Source organism: Streptomyces sp. NPDC048565, assembly GCF_040650935.1.
Taxonomy (GTDB): Bacteria; Actinomycetota; Actinomycetes; order Streptomycetales; family Streptomycetaceae; genus Streptomyces.
Window position 1 is genome coordinate 1 of record NZ_JBEZIH010000012.1, and the last position, 23,315, is coordinate 23,315.

The 23,315-nt window shown below is 69.7% G+C and carries 19 protein-coding genes and 2 pseudogenes; 6 read left to right on the forward strand and 15 right to left on the reverse strand.

The window, feature by feature from the left end; all coding sequences use genetic code 11:
• Positions 1-123 precede the first annotated feature (123 nt).
• The 4 genes and pseudogenes from AB0C75_RS16280 to AB0C75_RS16295 form a co-directional block, all read right to left on the reverse strand.
• A pseudogene (locus AB0C75_RS16280) lies at positions 124-858 on the reverse strand (cellulose-binding protein); the annotation flags it as partial.
• Between the two features lie 180 nt (positions 859-1,038).
• Positions 1,039-1,977: pseudogene (locus tag AB0C75_RS16285) on the reverse strand (glycoside hydrolase family 5 protein); the annotation flags it as partial.
• Positions 1,978-2,243: 266 nt separating this feature from the next.
• A complete protein-coding gene (locus tag AB0C75_RS16290; RefSeq protein ID WP_362891212.1) occupies positions 2,244-2,489 on the reverse strand; it encodes a DUF397 domain-containing protein in 246 nt (81 codons plus the stop codon).
• Positions 2,486-3,307: a helix-turn-helix transcriptional regulator gene (locus AB0C75_RS16295; RefSeq protein WP_362891214.1), complete on the reverse strand. Its 822-nt coding sequence runs from the start codon at positions 3,305-3,307 to the stop codon at positions 2,486-2,488. Before AB0C75_RS16295 ends, AB0C75_RS16290 begins: the two co-directional genes overlap by 4 nt.
• A 112-nt stretch (positions 3,308-3,419) precedes the next feature.
• On the opposite strand from AB0C75_RS16295, the gene AB0C75_RS16300 reads away from it, so the two are divergent.
• From AB0C75_RS16300 to AB0C75_RS16310, 3 genes are read left to right on the forward strand one after another with little or no spacing between them, the layout of a single operon-like run.
• On the forward strand, positions 3,420-3,875 hold the full coding sequence (locus AB0C75_RS16300; RefSeq protein WP_362891216.1) for an ATP-binding protein: 456 nt from the start codon (positions 3,420-3,422) through the stop codon (positions 3,873-3,875).
• A 15-nt stretch (positions 3,876-3,890) separates the two neighbouring features.
• Positions 3,891-4,928 (forward strand): NAD(P)/FAD-dependent oxidoreductase, encoded by a 1,038-nt coding sequence (locus tag AB0C75_RS16305; protein ID WP_362891218.1) that lies wholly within the window; start codon positions 3,891-3,893, stop codon positions 4,926-4,928.
• Positions 4,925-5,560 carry a class I SAM-dependent methyltransferase gene (locus tag AB0C75_RS16310; RefSeq protein ID WP_362891220.1) on the forward strand — a complete coding sequence of 212 codons (636 nt, stop codon included), beginning with the start codon at positions 4,925-4,927 and terminating at the stop codon, positions 5,558-5,560. The genes AB0C75_RS16305 and AB0C75_RS16310 overlap by 4 nt, the downstream gene beginning before the upstream one ends.
• Before the next feature lie 180 nt (positions 5,561-5,740).
• On the opposite strand, the gene AB0C75_RS16315 is transcribed toward AB0C75_RS16310, so the two are convergent.
• On the reverse strand, positions 5,741-6,358 hold the full coding sequence (locus AB0C75_RS16315; protein WP_362891222.1) for a YceI family protein: 618 nt from the start codon (positions 6,356-6,358) through the stop codon (positions 5,741-5,743).
• Positions 6,359-6,619: 261 nt separating this feature from the next.
• Between AB0C75_RS16315 and AB0C75_RS16320 the strand changes: the two genes are divergently transcribed.
• Entirely contained in the window at positions 6,620-7,144 is a 525-nt protein-coding gene (locus tag AB0C75_RS16320) for a hypothetical protein (RefSeq protein WP_362891224.1), read from the forward strand.
• A 90-nt stretch (positions 7,145-7,234) separates the two neighbouring features.
• On the opposite strand, the gene AB0C75_RS16325 is transcribed toward AB0C75_RS16320, so the two are convergent.
• Positions 7,235-8,566 (reverse strand): amidohydrolase family protein, encoded by a 1,332-nt coding sequence (locus AB0C75_RS16325; RefSeq protein WP_362891226.1) that lies wholly within the window; start codon positions 8,564-8,566, stop codon positions 7,235-7,237.
• Between the two features lie 137 nt (positions 8,567-8,703).
• Positions 8,704-9,915 carry a glycoside hydrolase family 64 protein gene (locus AB0C75_RS16330; protein ID WP_362891517.1) on the reverse strand — a complete coding sequence of 404 codons (1,212 nt, stop codon included), beginning with the start codon at positions 9,913-9,915 and terminating at the stop codon, positions 8,704-8,706.
• A 555-nt stretch (positions 9,916-10,470) separates the two neighbouring features.
• On the opposite strand from AB0C75_RS16330, the gene AB0C75_RS16335 reads away from it, so the two are divergent.
• Complete coding sequence (locus AB0C75_RS16335; RefSeq protein ID WP_104789386.1) at positions 10,471-12,054, forward strand: acyl-CoA carboxylase subunit beta; 1,584 nt, start codon at positions 10,471-10,473, stop codon at positions 12,052-12,054.
• Between the two features lie 66 nt (positions 12,055-12,120).
• Positions 12,121-12,324, forward strand: a complete 204-nt coding sequence (locus AB0C75_RS16340; protein ID WP_362891228.1) for an acyl-CoA carboxylase subunit epsilon — start codon at positions 12,121-12,123, stop codon at positions 12,322-12,324.
• Positions 12,325-12,437: 113 nt separating this feature from the next.
• On the opposite strand, the gene AB0C75_RS16345 is transcribed toward AB0C75_RS16340, so the two are convergent.
• The 8 genes from AB0C75_RS16345 to AB0C75_RS16380 form a co-directional block, all read right to left on the reverse strand.
• A complete protein-coding gene (locus tag AB0C75_RS16345; protein ID WP_362891230.1) occupies positions 12,438-13,019 on the reverse strand; it encodes an ATP/GTP-binding protein in 582 nt (193 codons plus the stop codon).
• Positions 13,000-13,695, reverse strand: coding sequence for a DUF742 domain-containing protein (locus tag AB0C75_RS16350; RefSeq protein ID WP_362891232.1), 696 nt, complete (start codon positions 13,693-13,695; stop codon positions 13,000-13,002). The genes AB0C75_RS16345 and AB0C75_RS16350 overlap by 20 nt, the downstream gene beginning before the upstream one ends.
• A gap of 89 nt (positions 13,696-13,784) precedes the next feature.
• Positions 13,785-14,198: a roadblock/LC7 domain-containing protein gene (locus tag AB0C75_RS16355; RefSeq protein WP_006127847.1), complete on the reverse strand. Its 414-nt coding sequence runs from the start codon at positions 14,196-14,198 to the stop codon at positions 13,785-13,787.
• Between the two features lie 10 nt (positions 14,199-14,208).
• On the reverse strand, positions 14,209-17,463 hold the full coding sequence (locus AB0C75_RS16360; RefSeq protein ID WP_362891234.1) for a nitrate- and nitrite sensing domain-containing protein: 3,255 nt from the start codon (positions 17,461-17,463) through the stop codon (positions 14,209-14,211).
• Positions 17,464-17,812: 349 nt separating this feature from the next.
• Positions 17,813-18,394, reverse strand: coding sequence for an ATP/GTP-binding protein (locus AB0C75_RS16365; RefSeq protein ID WP_015611636.1), 582 nt, complete (start codon positions 18,392-18,394; stop codon positions 17,813-17,815).
• Positions 18,375-18,782 (reverse strand): DUF742 domain-containing protein, encoded by a 408-nt coding sequence (locus AB0C75_RS16370; protein WP_003966010.1) that lies wholly within the window; start codon positions 18,780-18,782, stop codon positions 18,375-18,377. The genes AB0C75_RS16365 and AB0C75_RS16370 overlap by 20 nt, the downstream gene beginning before the upstream one ends.
• A 134-nt stretch (positions 18,783-18,916) precedes the next feature.
• The gene (locus AB0C75_RS16375; RefSeq protein ID WP_003966009.1) at positions 18,917-19,339 is read right to left on the reverse strand and encodes a roadblock/LC7 domain-containing protein; all 423 of its coding nucleotides are present in this window, start codon (positions 19,337-19,339) and stop codon (positions 18,917-18,919) included.
• Positions 19,340-23,173, reverse strand: a complete 3,834-nt coding sequence (locus AB0C75_RS16380) for a nitrate- and nitrite sensing domain-containing protein (protein WP_362891236.1) — start codon at positions 23,171-23,173, stop codon at positions 19,340-19,342.
• Positions 23,174-23,315: the final 142 nt, after the last annotated feature.

Here is a 23,315-nt window from a genome sequence, read left to right on the forward strand (position 1 = left end):
GGGTGGCGCTGGCTGTCGTGGTCTGGGGCGCTGTTTCTCCTCGAGTCCGGGGGGGCGGGGGGGGGGGGGGGGGGCCCCCCCCCCCCCCCCCCCCACCGCCCCGAGGGGCCGTCGGGGCGTCGGTCAGCAGTTGACGGGGGTGGAGTCGACGGTCACGTCGTCGAACCACAGGGTGTCGTCGCCGGTCGCGTAGCTCTCCCATCCCAGCCGCAGAGCGGTGGGCCGGGGCGGGGTGGTGTTGACGAGCCACTGCTGGTCGATGTCCGGTGTGGGGTCACCGTCGGCGTGCAGGCCCGGGACGAGTTCGTCGTCGAGCCAGGTGTCGAGGGCGGGGGCCGTGGTGTCGATCGCGAAGCGCAGGCACTGCCAGGTGTCCGTCGGCAAGGGCTTGCTCAGCGCGACACCGGCCGGGCTCTGCGCCGGGAGCGTGGCGTCGTCGCTCTCCCGGTTCCACTGCAACGCGCCGTTCTGGCCGCCGACGCGCAGGCTGCGTCCGTCCTGGGATGCGTCGGGCAGGGAGACGAAGGCGACGTGGTCGGGAGGGAGGGCGGTGGTGTGCCGCACCCACATGCGTACGTACACCACCGGACCGGCCGATGACAGGTCCGCGGCGGCGGCGACGAAGGCGTGGTTGCAGTAGCCGGCCCGGCCGTCGATGCGCAGTGACCGGCTGCCGCTGTGCGCGACCTCGGTGTCGACAGCGGCTGTGCCGGTGCCCTCGCAGTCGGGCGCGGTGAACTGCCAGTCGCCGGACGGGGTGGGACCGGCCTGGTCCTCGAAGTCCGAACAGATCACCGCGCTGCCGCACTCCGCGGCGGGGGACAGGGCGGTGGGGGACGAGGGGGTGAGGGTGGTGGGGGATGTGGCCGGCTCCGCGCTGCTTGCGGTCGTTGCCGTGAAGCCGGATGTCAGCAGTACCGCGGCCGTGAGGGCAGCCGCCCATGGCCGGCGTGGTAAGTGGGGGAGAGGGATGCGCACGTGTGCCTCCGCGTGGGGGGAGTGGGGGTGAGGTGGGGTGGTTTGCGGCCGGCGCCCGGGTCAGCTGGTGGGGAAGTCGTCGGGAGCGCTGATCCGGTTCTTGAGCAGTACGCCGGACTCGGTCAGCACGCCGTCGCTGCTGTAGTCGCCGCCGGCGCAGGTGCCGGGCTGGAACGCCGCGCTGCCCTCGGGGGCGTCGGAGTACGTCCAGTTCGCGTAGCTGATCTTCAGCTGGTCGAGCAGGTCCAGCCACGCCGTGGTGCCCGCCTGGTCCACCGCTCCGTCACCGGTGGCGCTCACCGTGCCGAACTCGGTCACGAACAGCGGCAGTTGTGATGCCGCCCGGCTCACCGTGTCGCGGTAGGAGTCCGCGTGGCTCGCGGCGTAGAAGTGGAAGGCGTACATGAGGTTGGTGGCGTTGACAGGATTGTTGACGACCTCGCTCTCGTCGGAGCCGTCCGAGACCCCCAGCGAGGACCAGCCGCGGGTGCCCACGATGACGACCGCGTCCGGGTCGGCGGCCCGGATCACCGGGATGACCTGCTCGGCGTAGTCCTTGATGGCCGACCAGCTCACGCCGTTGGGCTCGTTGGCGATCTCGTAGATCACGTTGTTCTTGTCGGCGTTGCGGGCGGCGACGGACGCGAAGAACGTCTTGGCGTTGTCGAGGTTGAAGTTGGGGTCGCCGGGGGTGAGCGTGTGAAAATCGATCAGGGAGTAGAGGCCACGGGCCTCGGCCGCGTCGACGAGGTCGTTCACCTGGTTGGTGAAGGCCTCCGGGTCGGTCTCGTAACCGTCCTCCTGTACGTACATGGCGACGCGCAACAGGTCCGACTTCCAGTCGTTCGCCAGCGCGTCCAGGGATGCGTCGTTGTAGCACTCGCTGAACCACTGGATGCCGTGCGTGCTCATGCCCCGGAGCTGGATGGGGTTGTCGTGCTCGTTGCACAGGTTCACGCCGCAGACGTGAAGCTTGCCGTTGACGTCCACGGGGGTGCCGTCGGCGGCCGATGCCGACGCCTGCGTGGAGAGGGATGCTGCCGTGAGGCAGAGGATCGTCGCGCAGGTCGCCAACAAGGCGCGTAGGTGTTTCATGCGTCCTCCTCGTGCTCGTGCGAAGCGGAATCGGTGCGAGGGCAGGGGAGCGCGGATGGTGGGAGCGCTCCCATGAGCCATCGGGTCGAGACCGTACACGGCGTGCCCACGCGCGTACAGAGATACGGCAGGGTTCGGCGAGAGAGGAGTGGTGAGGGGGAGGCGGCGCCTCAGGCGGCGGACGCGACGAAAGTGGCCCAGGCGGCCGGGGGCACGGTGAGGACCGGGCCGTCGGTGACCTTGGAGTCGCGGATGTGCACGGCGGAGGGGTGCGCGGCGACCTCGACGCAGTTGCCGCCCTTGCTGCCGCTGTAGCTGGACTTGTGCCAGTCGTACGCGACTTCCAGGCAGTTGCCGCTGGCGCTGTAGCTGGACTTGAACCAGGTGAGGTATGTGTCGTGTGCTGCGCGCGTCATGACTCTCCAGCCAGGTCGTCCAGTAGGCGCATGCTTTCCTCGGGGGAAATGGCCTGCGAACGCAGCATCCCATATTTCTGTTGCAGCGCGCTGACCTCATCGAGGTCGTCGATCAGGATGCTGACGTGCTGCCCTTCGATATACGCCAGTTGGTCGTGGTCGGGGGTCTCCAGCAGCACCATCGGGCCGTCGAGAGCGGCGTGGGTCTCACGGTTCGTGGGCATGATCTGGAGTCCCAGGAAGGGGAGTTCCGCGCATCGTCGCAGATGCGGGATCTGCTGGCGCAGCACGGACCGGCCTCCGAGAGGCCGGGCAAGGATGGACTCCTCGATCAGGAAGTTGGTCATAGGCCAGGGTTTACGGTCGAACACCCGCTGCCGGTCGAGACGTGCGGAGATCTGCTCCTCCAGCTCGCCACCCTCCGGGGGCGGGTAGAGGCTCGTGAAAACCGCTCGTGCGTACTCCTCGGTCTGTAGAAGCCCCGGCACTACCTGAGTCTCGTACGACAGCAGCGTCACCGCCTCCTGTTCGTACTCCACGAAGTCCTGCACGAACGCCGGGAATCGCTCCCGCTGCGGCACCTTCGCCACCGCGACTCGCAACACACCCTTGGTGCCCAGCAGTTCGTCCAGTTGCGCCGCGAAGTCCCCCTGGAGTGGGCGGCGCCCCTGCTCGATCGAGGCGATCGTGTCCTCGCCGACGCAGAACCGGTCGGCCAGTGATGTCTGGGTGTGGCCGGCCGCGCGGCGGAACGCGGCGAGCTGGGCGCCGATCACATGCCAGGACGTGACCCGCTTGTTCCTCTTTGCCGAGTGCATGAAGTGCCTCTCCCCGTACGCGAACCCCGCCGGACCCGTCAGGGCTCGTACAAACGCGGTGTACGACCTGACGCGGTGACCCACAGTAGTGACGTCCTGTGACAGTCGTCCTGTGAACGAATCAACACAACTCCCCGCCTTCCGCGAGGCGTTCTACCGCCGTGAGCGCAGGTCCGTGCCCCTCGTGCGTCAGTTCGTCCGGGAGGCCCTGATCGACTGGGCGTGCGAGGTGGATGCCGATGACGTACTGCTCTGCGTGAGCGAACTCGCGACCAACGCGCTGGTCCATGGAGTCCCGCCAGGGCGGGGCTTCCGTGTGCAGCTCACCTGGGGCGGCGTGCTCCGGATCGAGGTGCACGACAGCGGGGGCGGCGTGGTCCCGGAGGGGTCTGCCCGTCATCCCCTGCTGCCCGACTCGGAGGGCGGGCGTGGGCTGACGCTGGTCGGGGCGCTGGCCGATGCGTGGGGGGTAGGGGAGCGGGATCCAGGGAAGATCGTGTGGTGCGAGTTTGCTGATTCGGCAAGCAGGTTTGTCGAAAAGGACTCGTGCGCGCACCATCTCCAATAACAGGAGGTGCTCCGCATGAGCGAGAAGAATCAGCGGTACGACGTCGTGGTGATCGGTGGTGGAGCCGCCGGGCTGAGCGGGGCGCTCGCCCTGGCGCGGGCGCGGCGTTCCGTGCTCGTGATCGACGCGGGCAGCCCGCGCAACGCGCCGGCGTCCCACGTGCACAACTACCTGGGCAGGGAGGGCACCCCGCCCTCGGAGCTGCTGACCATCGGCAGGGCCGAGGCGGCGGATTACGGGGCGGAGATCGTCCGGGGAAGCGTCGTGTCGGCCGAGAAGTTGGCCGACGGCTTCCGCGTCGTGCAGGAGGACGGGAGTGCCGTCCACGCCCGTCGCCTGCTCGTGACCACCGGAATCGTCGACGAGCTGCCCGATGTGAAGGGCCTGGCCGAGCGCTGGGGCAACGAGGTGCTGCACTGCCCGTACTGCCACGGGTGGGAGGTGCGGGATCAGGCCATCGGCATTCTGGCGGTCAGCCCCATGGCCGTGCACCAGGCACTGCTCTGGCGGCAGTGGTCGGACGACGTGACGCTGTTCCGGCACGACCAGCCCGACTTCAGCGACGAGGAGTACGAGCAGCTCGCCGCCCGGGGCATCTCCGTGGTCGACGGTCAGGTGGCCGCGCTGGAGGTGGCCGAGGACAAGGTCACCGGTGTGCGGCTGGCTGGGGGCACGGTGATCCCGCGCGAGGCGCTCGTGGTCCAGCCCCGCTTCACCGCACGGTCAGCGGTCCTGGAGAGCCTGGGCCTGGTGCCGACCGAGATGGCGATGGGTGACCAGATCATCGGTACGTACATCGCGGCCGACCCCGCCGGGGCCACCGACGTGCCCGGTGTGTGGGTGGCCGGTAACGTCGCCAACCTCATGGAGCAGGTCGTCGGTGCCGCCGCTGCCGGCCTGAAGGCGGCCTCGATGATCAACATGGACCTCGTCACCGACGACACCGGCTGCGCGGTCGACGCCCGCCGCGCGCCCTTCTCGGCCGAGGCCGAGCGCCAGGTCACCGAGCGTGTGCTCGGGGACCGCCGTCACGGACTTCAGGAGACACGATGACCACCGACAGCACCCGTACCGACGCCGAGATGTGGGACGACCGCTACCGCGAGAGCGACCGGATCTGGAGCGGAAACCCCAACGTCGTCCTGGTCAGGGAAGTGGAGGGCGTCGAGCCCGGGCGCGCCCTTGACCTCGGGTGCGGCGAGGGCGCCGACGCGGTCTGGCTCGCGCGGTCCGGCTGGCGGGTCACCGCCACCGACATCTCGCGGGTCGCCCTGGAGCGGGCGGCGGTCCACGCGGCCGATGCCGGGGTCGCCGACCGGGTCGACTGGCAGTGGCACGACCTGGGGGCCTCGTTCCCCGAGGGGGAGTACGACCTGGTCTCCGCCCAGTTCCTGCACTCGATGGGCGACCTGCCCAGGGAGGAGATCCTGCGCCGGGCGGCCGCGGTTGTCGCGCCCGGCGGCGTACTCCTGATCGTCGGGCACGCGGGCTTCCCGTCCTGGGAGCACGACCACGCGGACATGCACCTGCCCACCACGGACGAGGTGCTGGCGTCCCTCGAACTGCCGGAAGGGGAGTGGGAGGTGCTGCTCAGCGAGGAGCACGAGCGCATCCAGAACGACCCGGACGGCAACCCCACCACCCGCACGGACAACGCACTGAAGCTCCGCCGCCGAGTGCGGTGACCGGAGGGCGCTCGGATTGTTCACGGAAGCGTACTGAAGCGTACTGAAGCGCACCCCTGAGAAGTACGCTTCCGTAACTCCGCGTAGTGATGTCAGGCCTGGGTGCCCAGCCGAGCGCCCGCCGTCTCTCCGGGAGGAGAGGCCGGCGGGCGCGCTCGGGGCAGGGGTTGGTGCCAGGGGTCAGGACTGCGGGGCGCTCTTGATCGCGGAGATGTCGAAGTTCAGCTTGATCTTGTCGCCGACCAGTACGCCGCCGGTCTCCAGCGCCGCGTTGTAGGTCAGGCCCCAGTCGGAGCGCAGGATCTCGGCGCTGCCCTCGAAGCCGACGCGCTGGTTGCCGTAGGGGTCGGTGGCGGTGCCGTTGAACTCCAGGTCGATGGAGAGCGGGCGGGTGACGTCCTTGATCGTGAGGTCGCCGGTGACGCGGTAGCTCTCGCCGCCGAGCTGCTCGGCGGAGGTGGAGCGGAACGTCATCAGCGGGAATGTCTCCGCGTCGAAGAAGTCGCCGCTGACCAGGTGGCCGTCGCGGTCGGCGATGCCGGTGTCCACGCTCGCGATCTTGACGTCGATGGAGGCGGTGGAGGCGGCGGGGTCCGTGCCGTCCAGCGCGAGGGTGCCCTCGTGCTCACCGAAGGAGCCCCGCACGTTGGTGACCATGGCGTGCCGCACGGTGAAGCCGATGCTGCTGTGTGCCGGGTCGATCGTGTAGGTGCCGGTCAGGGCGGCGAGCGCCGGGTCCACGGCAAGGGTGGCGGTGGTGGACGGGGCGTCGTTGTTCTTGCGGTTGAACAGAGCCATGGCTCCTCCTCGGGGGACGGATTCGGACGAGTGGATTCGGACGAATGGATTCAGACGGGTGGGCGTCGAAGCTTCAACCTTCGGCTTTGGTTTAACCTTCAACGACTTTGACTGTAGGCCTCTTTTGTTCAAAGTTCAACATCTGTGTTCATGGTCGTTCTGAGTTCCGTGGAAGGGGGCGGGTGAACCCCTGGCGGACGCGCGTAGAGCTGGGGCACTATCTTCCTGCCATCCATTGTCATGAGCAGGAGGACTCCCCCCATGCAGACCCGTCCCCGACTCCGCTCCGCTCTCGCCGCTCTCGCCCTCGTGCTCGGCGCGCTCTTCGCGCCCGGCGTCGGCATCCTGGGCGGTGGCGCCACCGAGGCGCATGCCGCCACCAAGCTGACCCACTCCGAGGCGACCTCGCGCTTCACCTCCTCCGGTGTCACCTGGTCGTCATCGGGCGGCTGTTCCGACCGGAACGTCTCCACCTGCACGTCCTTCGACCAGCTGAACCTGGCCAGTGCCCAGGGCGCCCAGACCCTGAAGAGCGCCACGGGCTGCGCGCTCAACATCACCGGGGGCACCGAGACCGGGCACGCCGACGGCACGTACTCGCACTGGAACGGCTACAAGCTGGACTTCGGCAAGAGCACCTGCCTGACGAACTACGTGACGGGCGTGTTCACCTACATCGGGCAGCGCGGCGACGGCGCCGCGCAGTACGAGTCCGGCTCCGGCAACGTCTACGCGGACGAGGGCAACCACTGGGACGTGACGTACTACAACTGCGGCGGCTGCTGAGCCGCTCCGTACGCACGAGGTGCCCCGTCCCCGGCATGACGGGGACGGGGCACCTCGTGCGTCGTGGTGGCGACGGTCCAGGCCTGCGGCTCAGGGGCAGAGGGCGGGCAGGACGCTGTCGCCGAGGACGCCGGCGCGGTCGACGGCGATCCGGCCCTCCTTCAGCACGGCCAGGATGTGGGCAGGCTCGCCCAGGGACGCGATGTCGGACAGGGGGTCGACGTCCGTGACCACGAGATCGGCCGCCCGGCCGGCCACCAGGGTGCCGGTGACCTCGTCGACACCGCACAGCCGCGCGGCGTCCCCTGTCGCCGCCACGATCGCCTCCATGGGCGTCAGGCCTGCGATGTCCACGAGCAGCCCCAGCTCCTGGAGGTTGCGGCCGTGTCCGACCGCCAGGCCGCTGTCGGTGCCCATCGCCATCCTGACCCCCGCCGACGCCGACCTGGCGACCGACTCCTGGGCGATCCGGTGCCAGCGCACCCCCTTCTCGTACGCCGATGGGGACGTGCGCGCCGGGTCCAGGTCCTGGGTCGTCTCCAGCAGCGTGGGCACCAGATACTGGCCCCTCGCCACCATTTCCGCCCGCAGCTCGTCGTCCAGGGCGTAACCGTGCTCGATGCTGGTCACACCCCCGTGGACGGCGGCCTCGATGCCGGGCCGCCCGATGGCGTGCGCGGCGACCGGCAGACCGCCGTAGGCCTGGGTCTCCTCGACCGCCGCCCGGATCATCTCGGGGCGCAGACCCAGCCACTCGGGCTGGTCGTGCGGGGAGGTCACCCCGCCGCTGCTGGCGAGCTTGACGCAGTCGGCGCCCGCCGCGACCAGGTCACGGACCCGGGCGCGCATGTCGTCGACGGAACCGACCAGGCTGCGTGGGCTCTCGGGAAAGGTCACGGCCACGGCGAGTCCGTCGATCCCTCCGGCGAGGGTGAAGTCGGCGTGGCCGGCCCGCTGGCTGAGCATGGTGACCGAGACCAGCAGCCGGGGTCCGGGGACCCTCCGCTCCGCCACGGCCTGCCGGAAGCCCGCGTCCAGGCCCATCAGGTCCCGGGCGGTCGTCACCCCGTTCTCCAGGGTGACGCGCAGCCGGTCCAGGACCTTCAGGGTCCGGTAGGTCGGCAGTTCGAGCAGGCCTTGCAGGGGGTTGCCCGCCGGGCCCGGCAGGGCGAAGTGCACATGGGTGTCGATGAAGCCGGGGCACACCGTCCGGCCGCCCAGGTCCAGGCGCGTCGGCGGGCTGAGGTCCGCGGGCAGGTGTGCGGCGGGGCCGGCCCAGCGGATGACGGCCCCCTCGATCAGCAGTGCCGCGTCCGGTACCGGGGCGCTGCCGGTGCCGTCGATCAGGCGCAGGCCGTGGAGGAGGACCGGGCGGCCGGAGTCGCCGGGACCGCCGGCCGGTGTCTCGTGAGGGGAGGGCATCTTGCAACGTTCCGCCGAGAGGGCCGCCGGTGCAGGCCTGACGGGGCCGTACGGGTGGAGGACGCGGCCGTGCCCGCCCGCCGGGAAGGGCGGCGGGCGGGCACGGCATCACGGGCAGGAGCAGGGGCGGGGAAGGGTCAGGAGCCCACGCTCACCGTGAAGCGCTGCGGGTTGCCGTCGTGCGCCGCACCCGACACGTCGGGCTCGCCGTCCGGGCGTACGTCGTCGTACGGGAAGGCGTAGCCGATCGGCGAGTTCGCGTGGACGACGCGCGACCAGTGGTTGGTCACCGCTTCCTTGTAGTAGTCCTCCACCGATGTGCCGTTCGGCTGGCTGGGGTGGCTCAGCATGATCGAGCGGTTGAAGCCCGCGGCGATCCTGGCCAGCAGTGCCTTCTTGTCGTCCGAGTCGGCCGGGTCGTTCGTGAAGGGACCGTGGTTGCAGGTGAAGATGTCCTTCGACGTCGGCTTGACGAACGTGTGGCCTCCGTCGAAGGTCAGCGTGTCGCCGTTGACCCGGCCCGTCAGGGTGCCGCGGCCGCCCTGGAGGTCGATCTGCAGGTCGGTGGAGCTGTACTTCTCCCAGACCTCGTCGATCTGCGCGGTGAACAGATCGCGGAACGGCATCTCGTCCGGGCGGTCGAAGAACGGCGCCATCAGGTTCTGCGGCGAGATGACCCGCAGGACCTCCCCGTCCTCGCCACGGGTGATCAGCTCGTCCCAGGGCTGCCCGTCGGCGGCGGCCTGGGCCGTGAGGTCGTCGGCGATGCGCTGGACCGCGCCGTCAGGGAGCGGTGCCACGGTGTGGCTCTCGTCGCCGTCCAGCGTCAGCCCGATCGGCAGCGCCGTCACCAGGTCGACATAGCTGATGTTCGCGTACAGCTGCTCCGGATTGAAGGTGAACTCGCAGAACGACCAGGTCCTGCCGTAGTTCGGGTCGGTGGGCGTCGCGAAGGCCGGCTCGACCAGGGACGGGCCCGGGTTGACGTAGAAGTCCAGCTTGTCGTCGCGTACGAAGTAGACCCTCGCCCCGTACATCTGGGGCAGGGTCAGGACGACCGGGTCGCCGCCCGCGGCGTTCAGCGGGATGGCGCAGTCCACGGGCAGCGGGGTCTGCGCCTCGGCGGGGGATTCCGGGTGGTAGACGCTGCCGTCGGGCCGCAGCAGCACCCAGGCGTCCGTGCCCTGCTCGTGGCCGGTGACATACGCGTGCACCGTGCCGGGCAACGAGCGGTTCTCCAGGGCCAGTTCGCAGGTCGCGGCGGCTGCCGACGTACGCGGGCTCAGGGAGCTGCCCCAGAGGGGGTAGGTGAGAGCGGTCGCGGAGGCGGCGGCGCCCGTCAGGAACATTCTGCGCGAAATCACGAAGGAACTCCCGAGGTGTGGGGGGTGGCAGACAGGGACAGGAGTGGTGCGGGGAGATGGAGCGGTGGGGCTGCCTGCGGTGCGACCACTCTCGCGATGCCTCCGGTGGGCGTCAAGAGTTAGGACTGAGAGCGCTCTCAAGAAGTCATTGTTCTTCACAACTCGACGTCGTCGGGCGGCGTTTGGCCACGCCTGGTCGATCGTCGGGAGCATGGAGTGAACAGGTACTGAACGCGTCGGCGGCCGGCGGCCCGGCCGTATGCGGGTACCGTCTGCCTGACCCGGGGCCGGGGACCTCCGGGGGCCAATTGCGGTGCCCCGGGGTCGCCCGCCCCGGTGGATCCGCGGCGTGGCGCGCGGAGTGCCATGTGGCCGGGGCCACACTCCCTGCTTTGTCGAAGGCCTACAACGCACAAGCCCTGGGAGCTGGCAGATGGGATGCATGACGCCCGGCTTCTGTCAGGTGCCACCAGGAAACCGGGCAGGAGACTGTCCGGTGTGGACGGCAGATTTGTGCGACCGGGTTCGTAGGGTCGACGTATGACCGTTGTGGACGAAATCCCGGGCGAGCCGAGTGACACGCGTGGCCGGGTGGCCGAACTGCTGGCGCTGCGCGAGCAGGCCCGGCGTGGACCGAGCGACCGGGCGACCGAGGCGCAGCACGCCAAGGGCAAGCTGACGGCACGGGAACGCATCGAGCTGCTGCTGGACGAGGGATCGTTCAAGGAGGTCGAGCAGCTGCGCAGGCACCGGGCGACCGGCTTCGGCCTGGAGGCCAAGAAGCCGTACACCGACGGTGTCATCACCGGCTGGGGCACGGTCGACGGGCGGACGGTCTTCGTCTACGCGCACGACTTCCGGATCTTCGGCGGGGCGCTCGGCGAGGCGCACGCCACGAAGATCCACAAGATCATGGACATGGCCATCTCGGCCGGTGCCCCGCTGGTCTCGCTGAACGACGGAGCCGGCGCCCGTATCCAGGAGGGCGTGAGCGCGCTCGCCGGATACGGCGGGATCTTCCAGCGCAACACCCGTGCCTCAGGTGTCATCCCGCAGATCAGCGTGATGCTCGGCCCGTGCGCCGGCGGCGCGGCCTACAGCCCCGCCCTCACCGACTTCGTGTTCATGGTCCGCGAGACCTCGCAGATGTTCATCACGGGCCCTGACGTCGTCAAGGCGGTCACCGGCGAGGAGATCACCCAGAACGGCCTCGGCGGCGCCGATGTGCACGCCGAGACCTCGGGCGTCGCGCACTTCGCGTACGACGACGAGGAGACCTGCATCGCCGAGGTCCGCTACCTGATCGGCATGCTCCCGTCCAACAACCGGGAGAACCCGCCCGTCGTCCCCAGCGACGACCCGGCCGACCGGCGCGGCGACGTCCTGCTGGACCTGGTTCCGGCCGACGGCAACCGCCCGTACGACATGCACAAGGTCATCGAGGAGCTCGTCGACGACGGCGACTTCCTGGAGGTCCACGAGCGCTGGGCCCGCAACATCGTCTGCGCCCTGGCCCGGCTCGACGGCCAGGTCGTCGGCATCGTGGCCAACCAGCCGCAGGCGCTGGCCGGTGTCCTGGACATCGAGGCGTCCGAGAAGGCCGCGCGATTCGTCCAGATGTGTGACGCCTTCAACATCCCCATCGTCACTCTCCTGGACGTACCCGGCTTCCTCCCCGGCGTCGATCAGGAGCACGGTGGGATCATTCGGCACGGCGCGAAGCTGCTCTACGCCTACTGCAACGCCACCGTGCCGAGGATCTCGCTGATCCTGCGCAAGGCCTACGGAGGCGCGTACATCGTCATGGACAGCCAGTCCATCGGCGCCGACCTCACCTACGCGTGGCCCACCAACGAGATCGCCGTGATGGGCGCCGAGGGCGCCGCCAACGTCATCTTCCGCCGTCAGATCGCCGACGCCGAGGACCCCGAAGCCATGCGGGCCCGCATGGTCAAGGAGTACAAGGCCGAGCTGATGCACCCCTACTACGCGGCCGAGCGCGGCCTGGTCGACGACGTCATCGACCCCGCCGAGACACGCGAGGTACTGATCGCCTCGCTCGCCATGCTCCGCAACAAGCATGCCGACCTGCCGTCCCGCAAGCACGGCAACCCCCCGCAGTAGTCGCGGCCGCCGCGGCGACCCCGCCCGCGTACCGTGACCCACCTGCCCACGAAGACGGAGACATCCATGAGCGTCACCCCCGCCGATTCAGTCCTGCGTGTCGAGAAGGGCCAGGCCGGCCCCGAGGAGCTGGCCGCCATCACCGCGGTGCTGCTCGCCCGTGCGGCAGCCAGGACCGACGAGCCCGCCCACCGCGGCCGTACCACCGCCGGATGGCGCCGACTGGAGCGCACCCCCGGATTCCGTGCTCCGCACAGCTGGCAGGGCTGAGAGCGGCCGGACAGGCCGCTCCACGGCCCACCGGGCCCAGCGCGACGAAGGCCCCGTACTCCTCCTCCGAGGAATACGGGGCCTTCGCCGTGCGCCGGGATGTGGCCGGGAGGTCAGCGCAGCCGGGCCATGAGTGCGTGTTCGACCAGGGTGATCAGGCCGCTCTTGGCGTCGGCGCGGTGCCGCGCGTCCGTGGTGAGGATCGGGGTGTCCGGCCCGATCTGGAGTGCTTCGCGTACTTCGTCGGGTGTGTAGGGCTGGTGTCCGTCGAAGCCGTTGAGGGCGATGACGAAGGGCAGGCCGCTGTTCTCGAAGTAGTCGACGGCGGGGAAGCAGTCGGCGAGGCGGCGGGTGTCGACGAGGACGACGGCGCCGATGGCGCCGCGGACCAGGTCGTCCCACATGAACCAGAAGCGGTCCTGTCCGGGGGTGCCGAACAGGTAGAGGATCAGGTCCTGGTCCAGGGTGATGCGTCCGAAGTCCATGGCCACCGTCGTGGTGGTCTTGTCCCCGGTGTGTGTCAGGTCGTCGATGCCCGCGGACGCGGACGTCATCACGGCTTCGGTGCGCAGCGGATTGATCTCCGAAACGGCACCGACAAACGTGGTCTTACCCACGCCGAAGCCCCCTGCCACCACGATCTTCGCCGAGGTAGTGGAGCGGGCCGCTCCGCCGCTAGAGCTTGCGAAGTCCACTGAGCACCCTTTCGAGCAGTGTCACATCTGGTTGGCCGCCGGCGGTCTCGTCGCCGCCGGGCTGATGGATAGCGACGAGTCCGGCCTCGGCCAGGTCGGCGACGAGGATCCGGGCAACGCCGAGGGGGATCGAGAGCAGGGCCGAGATCTCGGCCACCGACTTGATCTCGATGCAGAGCCGGCAGATCCGCTGGTGCTCGGGCAGCTGCCCTTGCAGCCTGGCGGGATCTGCCGTGGTGCTGACCAGTGCCTCGATGGCGAGCTGGTACCGCGGCCGGGTCCGGCCGCCGGTCATGGCGTACGGACGGACCAGCGGGTTGTGCGTCGCGGGCTTGGCGGGCTGAGGGGCCTGCCGCTGCACGGGCTGGATGCGGGACGGCGGTGCCTCGTACCGCTGCGGCGGCTGATGCTGCTGCGGCGGCTGCTGGTGGTGAGGCTGCTGCTGGTGGTGAGGCGGCTGCTGGTGGTGAGGCTGCTGCGGCCACCCCGGGCCCGGCTGCTGCGGCTGCTGCTGCCAGCCGCCCTGCTGGGGCTGCTGGTAGGGCTGATACGGCTGGTAAGGCTCTTGCGGGCCCTGTCTGCCGGTCATGGAGGGGTTGTCGAAACGGTTGTCACCCTGCTCACCCGGAACCCGCTGACCGCCCTGGTACGGGTGTCCGCCTGTGGGTGCTGCCACGTTTCCTCCTCCGCCTGCCGTTCGCCATCCCAGTGGTATCGCGCCACCGCACCTTATGGCGCGGTGACGAGAAACGCACTGTCTGTCTGTTAGTTAAGAAGACTTCCCTGGAGTTCGGCGCGCAGATCCGGGGTAAGGACACTTCCTGCACGGTCCACGAGAAGTGCCATTTCATACCCAACCAGGCCGATGTCGGCGTCCGGATGGGCAAGAACGGCGAGTGAAGATCCGTCAGAGATGGACATGATGAAGAGGAATCCTCGCTCCATCTCCACAACGGTCTGATTCACGGCGCCGCCTTCGAAGATCCGTGAAGCTCCCGCGGTGAGCGACGTCAGACCGGAGGCGACAGCCGCCAGCTGATCGGCGCGGTCGCGCGGGAAACCTTCGGACATCGCCAGCAGGAGTCCGTCGGCGGAGACCACCACCGTGTGCGACACCCCAGGGGTGTTGTCCACGAAGTTGGTGATCAACCAGTTGAGATTCTGCGCCGCCTGGCTCATCGGGCTCACACTAACGCTCCTGGTTGTAGGTATTACTTGTGTCCGACCCCGCGGTACGTCCCCGCAGGACACCCCGGCGCAGGTTGCTCAACCTGCCCCGTACGTCCTCGGGTGCGCGGGAGACCTGTGGGCCGCCCTGCTGGGTCTGCTCCGCCGTGCCCTCGACCAGATTGGCCTTGGGCACGCGCCGGGGGAGTCCGGAAGGAGTGATCCCGCCCGCCTTCGGATCCCGGAGCTGCTCGGCCCGCTCCCAGCGCTCGTCGTTCGCCGAGCGCCAGTCGTCGGGGCTCTCCCCTTCGGCGTGCTCAGCCTGCTGCTGCGGCTCTTCCTGCTGCGCCTGCGGCTGCTCCCGCTGCTCGGGTGCGGCGGGCCGCTCGTTTCCGCGGCCGGTGGGCTGCCAGTGCTGCTGGCCCGCACCGCGCCGAGGGAGACCCGCGTCGGTCAGGTCGAGACCGGGGCTCGGGGCGGGCCCCGGGCGTTCGAAGCCTACGCGGTCCTCGGTCTGCGCGGGAGAGCTCGCGGCAGCCTCCGCTTCGGGCTGCGCCACGGGCTCGAAGGCCCCCTGGTAGCCGCCCTGTGCTGCCCAGTCGCCCTGGTGGGAAGGGCTGTCCTGCGAAGCGAAGGAGCCGGCGTACTGCTCCTGCCCGCCGTCCGGAACGGCGTACGTGGCTTCCGTATAACCGTTCTGGCCGTTCTGCTGCGGATCCTGGTAGCCGTTGCCCGTGGCGTACGGGTCGTAGCCGCCCTCGTAACCGGGCTGCGTGAACTCCTGCCGCTGGTCAGGGGCGAACTGCTCGGGGGCGTACTGCTGCTGCTCCTGGCCGTACTGCTCCTGGCCGTACTGCTGCTCCGGCGCGTACTGCTCCTGGGAGTAGCCCTGCCGCTGTCCCGCGCCTTCGTCCTGGAACGCCGGCTCGCCGCCCGCCTGCGCCTCCAGCGCGGCCCGCCGCTCCTCACGCATGAGCGAACGGTTGACCGGGTCCAGCTGCGGAGAGTCCGCCACCGAGGTCTCGTACCGGGAGTCGTCGAAGCCGAGCTCCGCCGCCGTGCGCATCGGAAGCTGCTGTGGCCTCGGGTCGAACGCCGGCTGTTGCTGCTGCTCGGGCATGATCGAGGAGACGGTGAAGTCGTCCTGTGCGATCCCCTCGCCGCCGCCGCCGCCGTGGGTGATCGCGTCGGGCAGCATGACCAGCGAGGTCGTGCCCGCCTGCTCGCCCGAGGGGCGCAGCTGGACGCGGATGCCGTGCCGGTCGGCCAGTCGGCCGACCACGAACAGACCCATCCGCTGGGACACGGCGGCATCCACGGTCGGCGGGTTGGCCAGCTTGTGGTTGATGTCCGCGAAGTCCTCGGCGGTGAGACCGATGCCCTTGTCGTGGATCTCGACCATGACGCGGCCGTCGGGCAGCCGGGTCGCGGTGACCCGCACCTTGGTCTGCGGCGAGGAGAACGTGGTGGCGTTCTCCAGCAGCTCGGCAAGCAGGTGCACGAGGTCGGTCACGGACTGGCCGTGGATGTCGGTCTCCGGCACCCCGGTGAGCTCGATGCGCTCGTAGGACTCCACCTCGGAGGAGGCGGCCCGCAGCACGTCGACCAGCGGCACCGGCTGGTTCCAGCGGCGGCCGGGCTCCTCGCCCGCGAGGACGAGGAGGTTCTCGCCGTTGCGGCGCATACGCGTGGCCAGGTGGTCCAGCTTGAAGAGGGTCTCCAGCTGGTCCGGGTCGGCCTCGTTGTTCTCCAGGTCGGTGATGAGGGTCAGCTGACCCTCGATGAGTGACTGGTTGCGGCGCGAGAGGTTGGTGAAGATCGCGTTGACGTTGCCCCGCAGCATGGCCTGCTCGGCGGCGAGCCGGACGGCCTCGCGGTGCACCTGGTCGAAGGCGCGGGCGACCTCGCCGATCTCGTCCTGGCTGTTGATCGGGATCGGCTGCACCCGGGTGTCGACCCGGCCGGGCTCGGTCCGCGACAGCTGGTCGACCAGCATCGGCAGCCGCTGCTCGGCGATGCCGAAGGCGGCCGTACGCAGCCGGCGCATCGAGCGGCTCATCTGGCGGGCCATGAGACCGGCGATGATGAAGGCCGCCAGCAGCGAGACGATCACGATCGCCGCGTTGGTGATGGCGTCGTTCCTGGCATCGGACGAGATCTCCGCGGCCTCGGCCACGGCCTTGTCGACCAGCTCGTTCTCGACCGTCGTGTAGCCGTCGAACTTGGCGGTGGCAGCGGCCATCCAGGTCTCGGGAGTGATGCCCTTGGCCTTGAGCTCGTCGGGCTGCTTGCCCTGGCCGATCTGCTGGGCCATGCCGTCGAAGACGGAACCGTCGACGCTCGGCGGCGTCACGAAGGGCTTGCCGGCCGCCTTGGCCTGCGCCTTGGCGGCCTTGAGCTGCTCCGCACCCTCGGCGGCCTTGCCGGCCATGACCTCCTTGAGGCGTGCCGAGTCGGCCTCCGTACCACCGGAGACGAACTCACCGAGGGCGATCTGCTCCAGATAGTTGTACGAGCTGAACGCCGTCACCTGGCCGTTGAAGTGGCGCTCCTCCTGGCTCGGGCGCACCAGCAGATGCGTGCCGATCGAGCGCTGAAGCGATTCTGCGGCCTTGGCCAGCTCGATCGCGTACACGGTCCGGCCGTAGCTGGTGATGTTGCCGGTACCCAGGCCGAGCTCGTTGGAGAACTCCATCAGCGAGTGCTGGACCGAGGTGTAGCCCTCTTCCGTCTTCACCGGGTCCATGGCCTCGGCGTAGGCGGACTTACGCAGGTCGGGGAGGAGCGGCTCCTCCGCCTTGAACAGCTTCAGGCGGCGGTGGAGGCCCGCCTTGTCCGGCATGTCCTGCACGGCGGCGTCGAACTTCGCCGCGGCGCCGTCCGTGGTGGCCCGCACCTTCTCCACCTCGGCGGCGGTGCGCTCGTTGGACAGAAGAGGTACGGCGGTGAGGTCGCGCTCGTTCAGCAGTGCCTGTCCGTACGCCGCGGCCGCGCGGACGACGAGGGCCGTCTTCTCCGCCTCCTGGGCCTCGTTCCAGGTGTCGATCGACCCCTTCACCTGGAAGCCGCCCATGACCAGACCGACGAGGGCCGGAATCAGGAGGATCGCGTTCAGCCGGGTGGGCACCCGCCAGTTACGCGGGGACAGCCGACTGGTGCTGCCACCTGCCGGCTCCGCCACGGACGACGTGTCCGCGGGCGGGGGCAGCGTGGCGCGCGGCGGCGTGAAGTTGCCCCGCTCCGGCTGCGCCGCGGAGCCCTCGTTGCTTCGCCTCACTCGACCAACAACCTCTCGGCGTCGGCACCTACGCTGTGCCGGATTATCGTTCAGGGGCCGTACTACTGGGTAGTTCGAGGCATTGCAGCACGGGGACCGGTCGCGTTCCAAACAGTCGGAATGATTGATTCCGGCTGTGAGTCACCTCCGATAAAACGGGCATAAAGAGCGAGCCCCGCCAAAAGGCGAGGCTCGTATGAGCGCAGCGGTACCGGCCGTGTGCTGCGGGTATCGATGCGCCTTCAATTCTCTTTCGAAATGTTATGAACACGGGGGCGGATCGTGTCGGACGACACAGGCCGCCCCCGTGTGACTACAACAACTTCCGTAGATCGCTACCGACTTACGACTACTTCAGCCGGGCCATGAGTGCGTGTTCGACCAGGGTGATCAGGCCGCTCTTGGCGTCGGCGCGGTGCCGCGCGTCCGTCGTGATGATCGGGGCGTCGGGGCCGATCTGGAGTGCTTCGCGTACTTCGTCGGGTGTGTAGGGCTGGTGTCCGTCGAAGCCGTTGAGGGCGATGACGAAGGGCAGGCCGCTGTTCTCGAAGTAGTCGACGGCGGGGAAGCAGTCGGCGAGGCGGCGGGTGTCGACGAGGACGACGGCGCCGATGGCGCCGCGGACCAGGTCGTCCCACATGAACCAGAAGCGGTCCTGTCCGGGGGTGCCGAACAGGTAGAGGATCAGGTCCTGGTCCAGGGTGATGCGTCCGAAGTCCATGGCCACCGTCGTGGTGGTCTTGTCCCCGGTGTGTGTCAGGTCGTCGATGCCCGCGGACGCGGACGTCATCACGGCTTCGGTGCGCAGCGGATTGATCTCCGAAACGGCACCGACAAACGTGGTCTTACCCACGCCGAAGCCCCCTGCCACCACGATCTTCGCCGAAGTGGTGGCGCGGGCCGTACCGCCACTAGAGCTTGCGAAGTCCACTGAGCACCCTTTCGAGCAGTGTCACATCCGGCGCGCCGCCGGCCTCTCCGTTGCCCGGCTGGTGGATGGCCACCATGCCGGCTTCCGCCAGGTCAGCCACGAGGATCCTGGCCACGCCCAGGGGCATGGACAGCAGGGCCGAGACCTCGGCCACCGACTTGACCTCGCGGCACAGGTGGCAGATCCGCTGGTGCTCGGGGAGCAGCGTCCCGAGGTGGGCGGGGTCCGCTGTGGTGCTGACCAGTGCCTCTATCGCGAGCTGATAGCGCGGCCGGGTCCTGCCGCCGGTCATGGCGTAGGGACGGACCAACGGCTGGTCGCCTTCACCGTCGTACGACGCGTGATGCAGCGCGCCGTACGGATCGGGTGAGGCGGGTGGCGGGGTCATAAATCCTCCGGGCGTGACAGCAGGATGTCGGCTTGCCGTCTGAAGGTGGCCGGTGAGGGGCTGTGTCGGCCGGACGGGTGAGGGTTTTGAGTAGTACCTGGGGGGATCGCGTCAAGTGTCTGCCGCATGGCCGTCTAGTGCAGCAGACTTCCTTGTAGTTCGGCACGGAGGTCAGGGGTGAGGACGGTCCCCGCACGGTCGACGAGGAGTGCCATCTCGTACCCGACCAGACCGATGTCCGCGTCCGGGTGGGCAAGGACGGCGAGTGACGAACCGTCGGAGATGGACATGAGGAAGAGGAAACCTCTCTCCATCTCCACAACAGTCTGGCTCACGGCGCCGCCTTCGAAGATCCGTGAGGCTCCCGCGGTGAGCGACGTCAGACCGGAGGCGACAGCCGCCAGCTGATCGGCGCGGTCGCGCGGGAAACCTTCGGACATCGCCAGCAGCAGGCCATCCGCTGAGACCACCACCGTGTGGGACACCCCTGGGGTGTTGTCCACGAAGTTGGTGATCAGCCAGTTCAGATTCTGCGCGGCCTGACTCATGGGGCTCAACTAACGCTCCTGCTGGTGAGTGGGGCCGAGTTGGAAACTGCCGGTAGACGAGCCTGTGTTGGCCTGTCGTCCCTGCTGGATGCCCCGGCGGAGATTGGTCAGACGGCCGCGTACGTCATCCGGCGCACGCGAAACCTGAGGTCCGGACTGATGATTCTGCTGCTGAGCAGTGCCCGGCACCAAATTGGCACGTGGGACACGGCGGGGCAGTCCGGAAGTCGTGATGCCGCCGGCGGCGGGCTTCTTCGCCCGTTCCGCCTGGCGTACGAGGTCGTCGTTGGGTGAGGCGCGCCAGGAACTGGTGACCCCGGTGTCGGCCGCACCACGCCTGGGCATGGGCGGCGGCGGTATGTCGGCGGGCTGGGGAGCGGCCGGTGCCGGCGGCTCCGCGGCGGGCGGCTGCTGGCCGCCCTGCTGCGGTCCGTGGAACCAGTTCGTCTCCAGCGTGTCGTACAGCGGTGTACGTCCGTCACCTGGACCGGCCGGCGGCAGCGGTGCGCCGAAGTCGGCGTTGTCGTCGCGGCGCGGTTCGGGAGCCTGCGGGCGCTGCTGGTTGCCGAAGCCGTCGTCCTGCGGCGGGCGCTGGTTGCCGAAGCCGTCGTCCTGCGGACGCTGCTGGCCACCGAAGCCGTCGTCCAGCGGGCGCTGGTTGCCGAAGCCCTGCTCGCCCTGCGGGGCCGGGGCACGGAAGCCCTGGTCCTGCTGGGGCCGGTTGCCGAAGTCCTGGTCGCGCTGTGGCAGTGGGGCGTTGAAGTCCGGGCGGGCGAACTGCGCGGTGCCCGCCGGGTCCTGTGCCTGAGGTGCCTGCGGCGCTTGCGGCGCCGGCGGAGCGGAGTAGTCAGGACGGGCGAACTCCGAGGTGGAGCCCGGGCCCTGGCGGTCGTCCATCGGCGGGCTGAACGACTGGTCGGGCGGGCTGAACGGCTGGTTCGGTGCGGAGGTGCCGGGCCGGGCGAACCGACCGGCGTCGTGCTCCTCGTGACCACGTGGCGAGTCCGGCTGTGTACGCCGGGGAGCACCCTGCTCCTCGACACCCCAGCTCGTGCTCTGCGGGCGCTGGGGCTGCGGGTTGCCGCCGGGCAGCTCGGCCCGGGGGCCGCCCACGGGCGGCAGCTGGCGACCGGGGCCGCCGGGGCCGCCGGCACCACCGGGGCCGCCGGACTGCTGCGGACCGCCCTGGCCGAGCTGAGCCTGCTGGGACTGCGGAGTCTGCCGTGCGGGCGGGCCGCTCGGCGGGCCGGAGTGGCCGAAGAGGTTGGGCCGGCCCGAGTCCGCACCGCCCGAGGGGTCCTGCGGGGGGCGTGCGCCGGGGCGGGCACCGCCGGCGAAGGCGCCGGCGAGGCCGCCGCCCTGACGCGGCGGAGGAGCGTCCTGGCCGCCACGGGTGGGCAGCCCGGGGTTCTGCCGGCCGGGTCCCTGGCCCTGCTGCGGCTGACGCTGTCCGACATCACGCGAGGGCAGCGCGGCCCGGGCGGACGAACCCGCACCGACCTGGCCGCGCGGGGCGCCCGATGCAAGACCCTTGGCGGGAGCCTGCGTGGGGCCGGCGAGCCCGGGACGCTGACCGCCGCCGGCGGCGGGAGCACCCGCACCCGCGAGGAGTCCACCGGGGGTACCGGCCTGCGGCCCCTGCTTCGACGGCGGCTGCTTGCCGCCGTGCGCGACCTCCATGGGCAGCATGACCAGCGCGGTCGTGCCGCCGGAGTCGGAGGGCCGCAGCTGGATACGGATGCCGTGACGCAGGGACAGCCGGCCGACCACGAACAGGCCCATGCGGCGGGAGACCGAGACGTCCACGGTGGGCGGCGACGCGAGCCGCTCGTTGATCGCGGCCAGGTCCTCGGGGGAGAGGCCGATACCGGTGTCATGGATCTCGACGAGCACACGGCCGTCGGGCAGCGCGTGACCGGTGACCCGGACCTTCGTCTGCGGCGAGGAGAACGACGTGGCGTTCTCCAGCAGCTCGGCGAGCAGGTGCACGAGGTCGTTGACGACGCGGCCCGCGACCTCGGTGGCGGGCACCGCGGCCAGTTCGATGCGCTCGTACTGCTCCACCTCGGAGGCGGCGGCACGGAGCACGTCGACCAGTGGCACGGGCCGGGTCCACCGGCGGCCGGGCTCCTCGCCCGCGAGGACGAGGAGGTTCTCACCGTTACGGCGCATACGGGTCGCGAGGTGGTCGAGCTTGAAGAGCGAGGACAGCTGGTCCGGGTCGGCCTCGCGGGACTCCAGTTCGGAGATGAGCGAGAGCTGGCGCTGGATCAGGCCCTGGCTGCGGCGCGAGAGGTTGGTGAACATCGCGTTGACGTTGCCTCGCAGCAGCGCCTGCTCGGCGGCCAGTCGGACCGCCTCGCGGTGCACGTCGTCGAAGGCCGCGGCCACCTGGCCGATCTCGTCCCTGGAGTGCACACCGACCGACTCGACGGAGGTGTCGACGTCCTGCGGGTCCGTCTCGGAGAGCTGCTTGACGAGCTCGGGCAGCCGGTCCTGGGCGACCCGGGTCGCGGTCTCCTGGAGCCGGCGCAGCGAGCGGATCATGGACCGGGCCACGACGAAGGCGCCGACCAGCGACACCCCGAGGACGATCAGGATGATCGCACCGTTGATGATCGCCTCGCGCTGCGACTCCTCCTTGAGCTCGCGGGCCTTGCTCTCCATCTCACCGAGGAGCGTCTCCTCGATGGTCTTCATGGCCTGGATCTTGTTGGAGCTCTGGTCGTACCAGTCCATGTACGTGCGGGCCTTGCCGCTGCCCTCCATGCCCAGCGGGCTGTCGAGCACCTTCTTCGCGTACATGTCGGCGGCGGTGATCTCGGGATTACCGTTGTCCAGCGGTGCCAGCAGCTCGGTGGAGCTCTTGCCGGTGGACTCGTAGGTCGTCTCGAACGTCTTGAGGGTCGTGCTCGCCTTGCTGAGCGCGTTGCGCCCGTACGCCTGGTCGTTGTCGTTCAGGTGCGTCTCGTTGCTGTCGCCGCCCGGCAGCGCCGCGGCGATGATGGCGCGCTCGACGGAGGCGTACTCCTTCGAGGACGAGAAGGCGGCCAGCGCACGCGTTCGCTTGATCATTTCCGGGTTGCTGGTGGCCTGCGCCATGTCCTGCGAAAGGCTCAGCAGCGAGGTGATCAGCTGACTGTACTGGTCGATGGTGTTGAGACTCGGGCTCTCGCCCGCGTACGCGTCCTTACGGATGCTGGTGATGGCGCCCAGCTGGTTGCCGATCTGGCTGACGCTCGAGTGGATGCTGTCCAGGGCCGCGTCGCCGGGGGTGTTGCCGATCTGGTCGGTCGCCTCGAAGAAGGCGTCCCTGGCGCGGTCGGTGCGCTCCCGGGGCTGGGTGACCTTGTAGTCGGTGGCCTTCACGCCGTTGGTCAGCGGGCCTGCCGACTTGTCGCGCTCGTCCTGGAGCGCTGTGGCGAGCGCGGTCGCCTTCTTGGTCATCTGGCTGAGCAGCTGCATGTGCTCCAGCTGGTCCATGTCGTTCATGGACTCGTTGATCCGCAGCCCGCCCAGTGTGGTCGCCGCGACCACGGGGAGGGCGAGCAGGGAGACCAGACGCGTACTGATGCGCCAGTTGCGCAGTGCGATCCGTGAGCCGGCGGTGGTGGGGCCGGCCGGCTTGAGGGGCGGCGTGGTGTCCGCGCCGCCGGCGCTCGCCGTGCCTGCGCTCGTACCGCCGGGGCTCGGGGTGCCGGAGCGCTGCGCGCGGTCGCCGCCATCACCCGCCGCGCCGGGATTCTGGGCGTGCTGGGGCGAGGAGCCGCGGTCGTTCCCGCCGCGCGGCTCCTGATCCGCCGGAGTTTCCCCTCGGCCCTGGCGGGGCTGGGGCGACCCCATGCCATCCCTCTTGAAACGTCCCTGCACTAGCGTCGCAACCTCTGGACCAGGCGTCCCTCCGCGCATGGCGCGACCGGACGGTGTCGGCGTCGTGGGGCGCTGGACGCGCCCCATGGTGGTCGTGAGTGACCGGCGTACTTCC

Coding starts and splice junctions, on each gene's coding strand:
- AB0C75_RS16290 (WP_362891212.1), bottom strand. CDS start 2,489: ATGACGCGCGCAGCACACGACACATACCTCACCTGGTTCAAGTCCAGC.
- AB0C75_RS16295 (WP_362891214.1), bottom strand. CDS start 3,307: ATGCACTCGGCAAAGAGGAACAAGCGGGTCACGTCCTGGCATGTGATC.
- AB0C75_RS16305 (WP_362891218.1), top strand. CDS start 3,891: ATGAGCGAGAAGAATCAGCGGTACGACGTCGTGGTGATCGGTGGTGGA.
- AB0C75_RS16310 (WP_362891220.1), top strand. CDS start 4,925: ATGACCACCGACAGCACCCGTACCGACGCCGAGATGTGGGACGACCGC.
- AB0C75_RS16315 (WP_362891222.1), bottom strand. CDS start 6,358: ATGGCTCTGTTCAACCGCAAGAACAACGACGCCCCGTCCACCACCGCC.
- AB0C75_RS16320 (WP_362891224.1), top strand. CDS start 6,620: ATGCAGACCCGTCCCCGACTCCGCTCCGCTCTCGCCGCTCTCGCCCTC.
- AB0C75_RS16325 (WP_362891226.1), bottom strand. CDS start 8,566: ATGCCCTCCCCTCACGAGACACCGGCCGGCGGTCCCGGCGACTCCGGC.
- AB0C75_RS16330 (WP_362891517.1), bottom strand. CDS start 9,915: ATGTTCCTGACGGGCGCCGCCGCCTCCGCGACCGCTCTCACCTACCCC.
- AB0C75_RS16335 (WP_104789386.1), top strand. CDS start 10,471: ATGACCGTTGTGGACGAAATCCCGGGCGAGCCGAGTGACACGCGTGGC.
- AB0C75_RS16340 (WP_362891228.1), top strand. CDS start 12,121: ATGAGCGTCACCCCCGCCGATTCAGTCCTGCGTGTCGAGAAGGGCCAG.
- AB0C75_RS16355 (WP_006127847.1), bottom strand. CDS start 14,198: ATGAGCCAGGCGGCGCAGAATCTCAACTGGTTGATCACCAACTTCGTG.
- AB0C75_RS16370 (WP_003966010.1), bottom strand. CDS start 18,782: ATGACCCCGCCACCCGCCTCACCCGATCCGTACGGCGCGCTGCATCAC.
- AB0C75_RS16380 (WP_362891236.1), bottom strand. CDS start 23,173: ATGGGGTCGCCCCAGCCCCGCCAGGGCCGAGGGGAAACTCCGGCGGAT.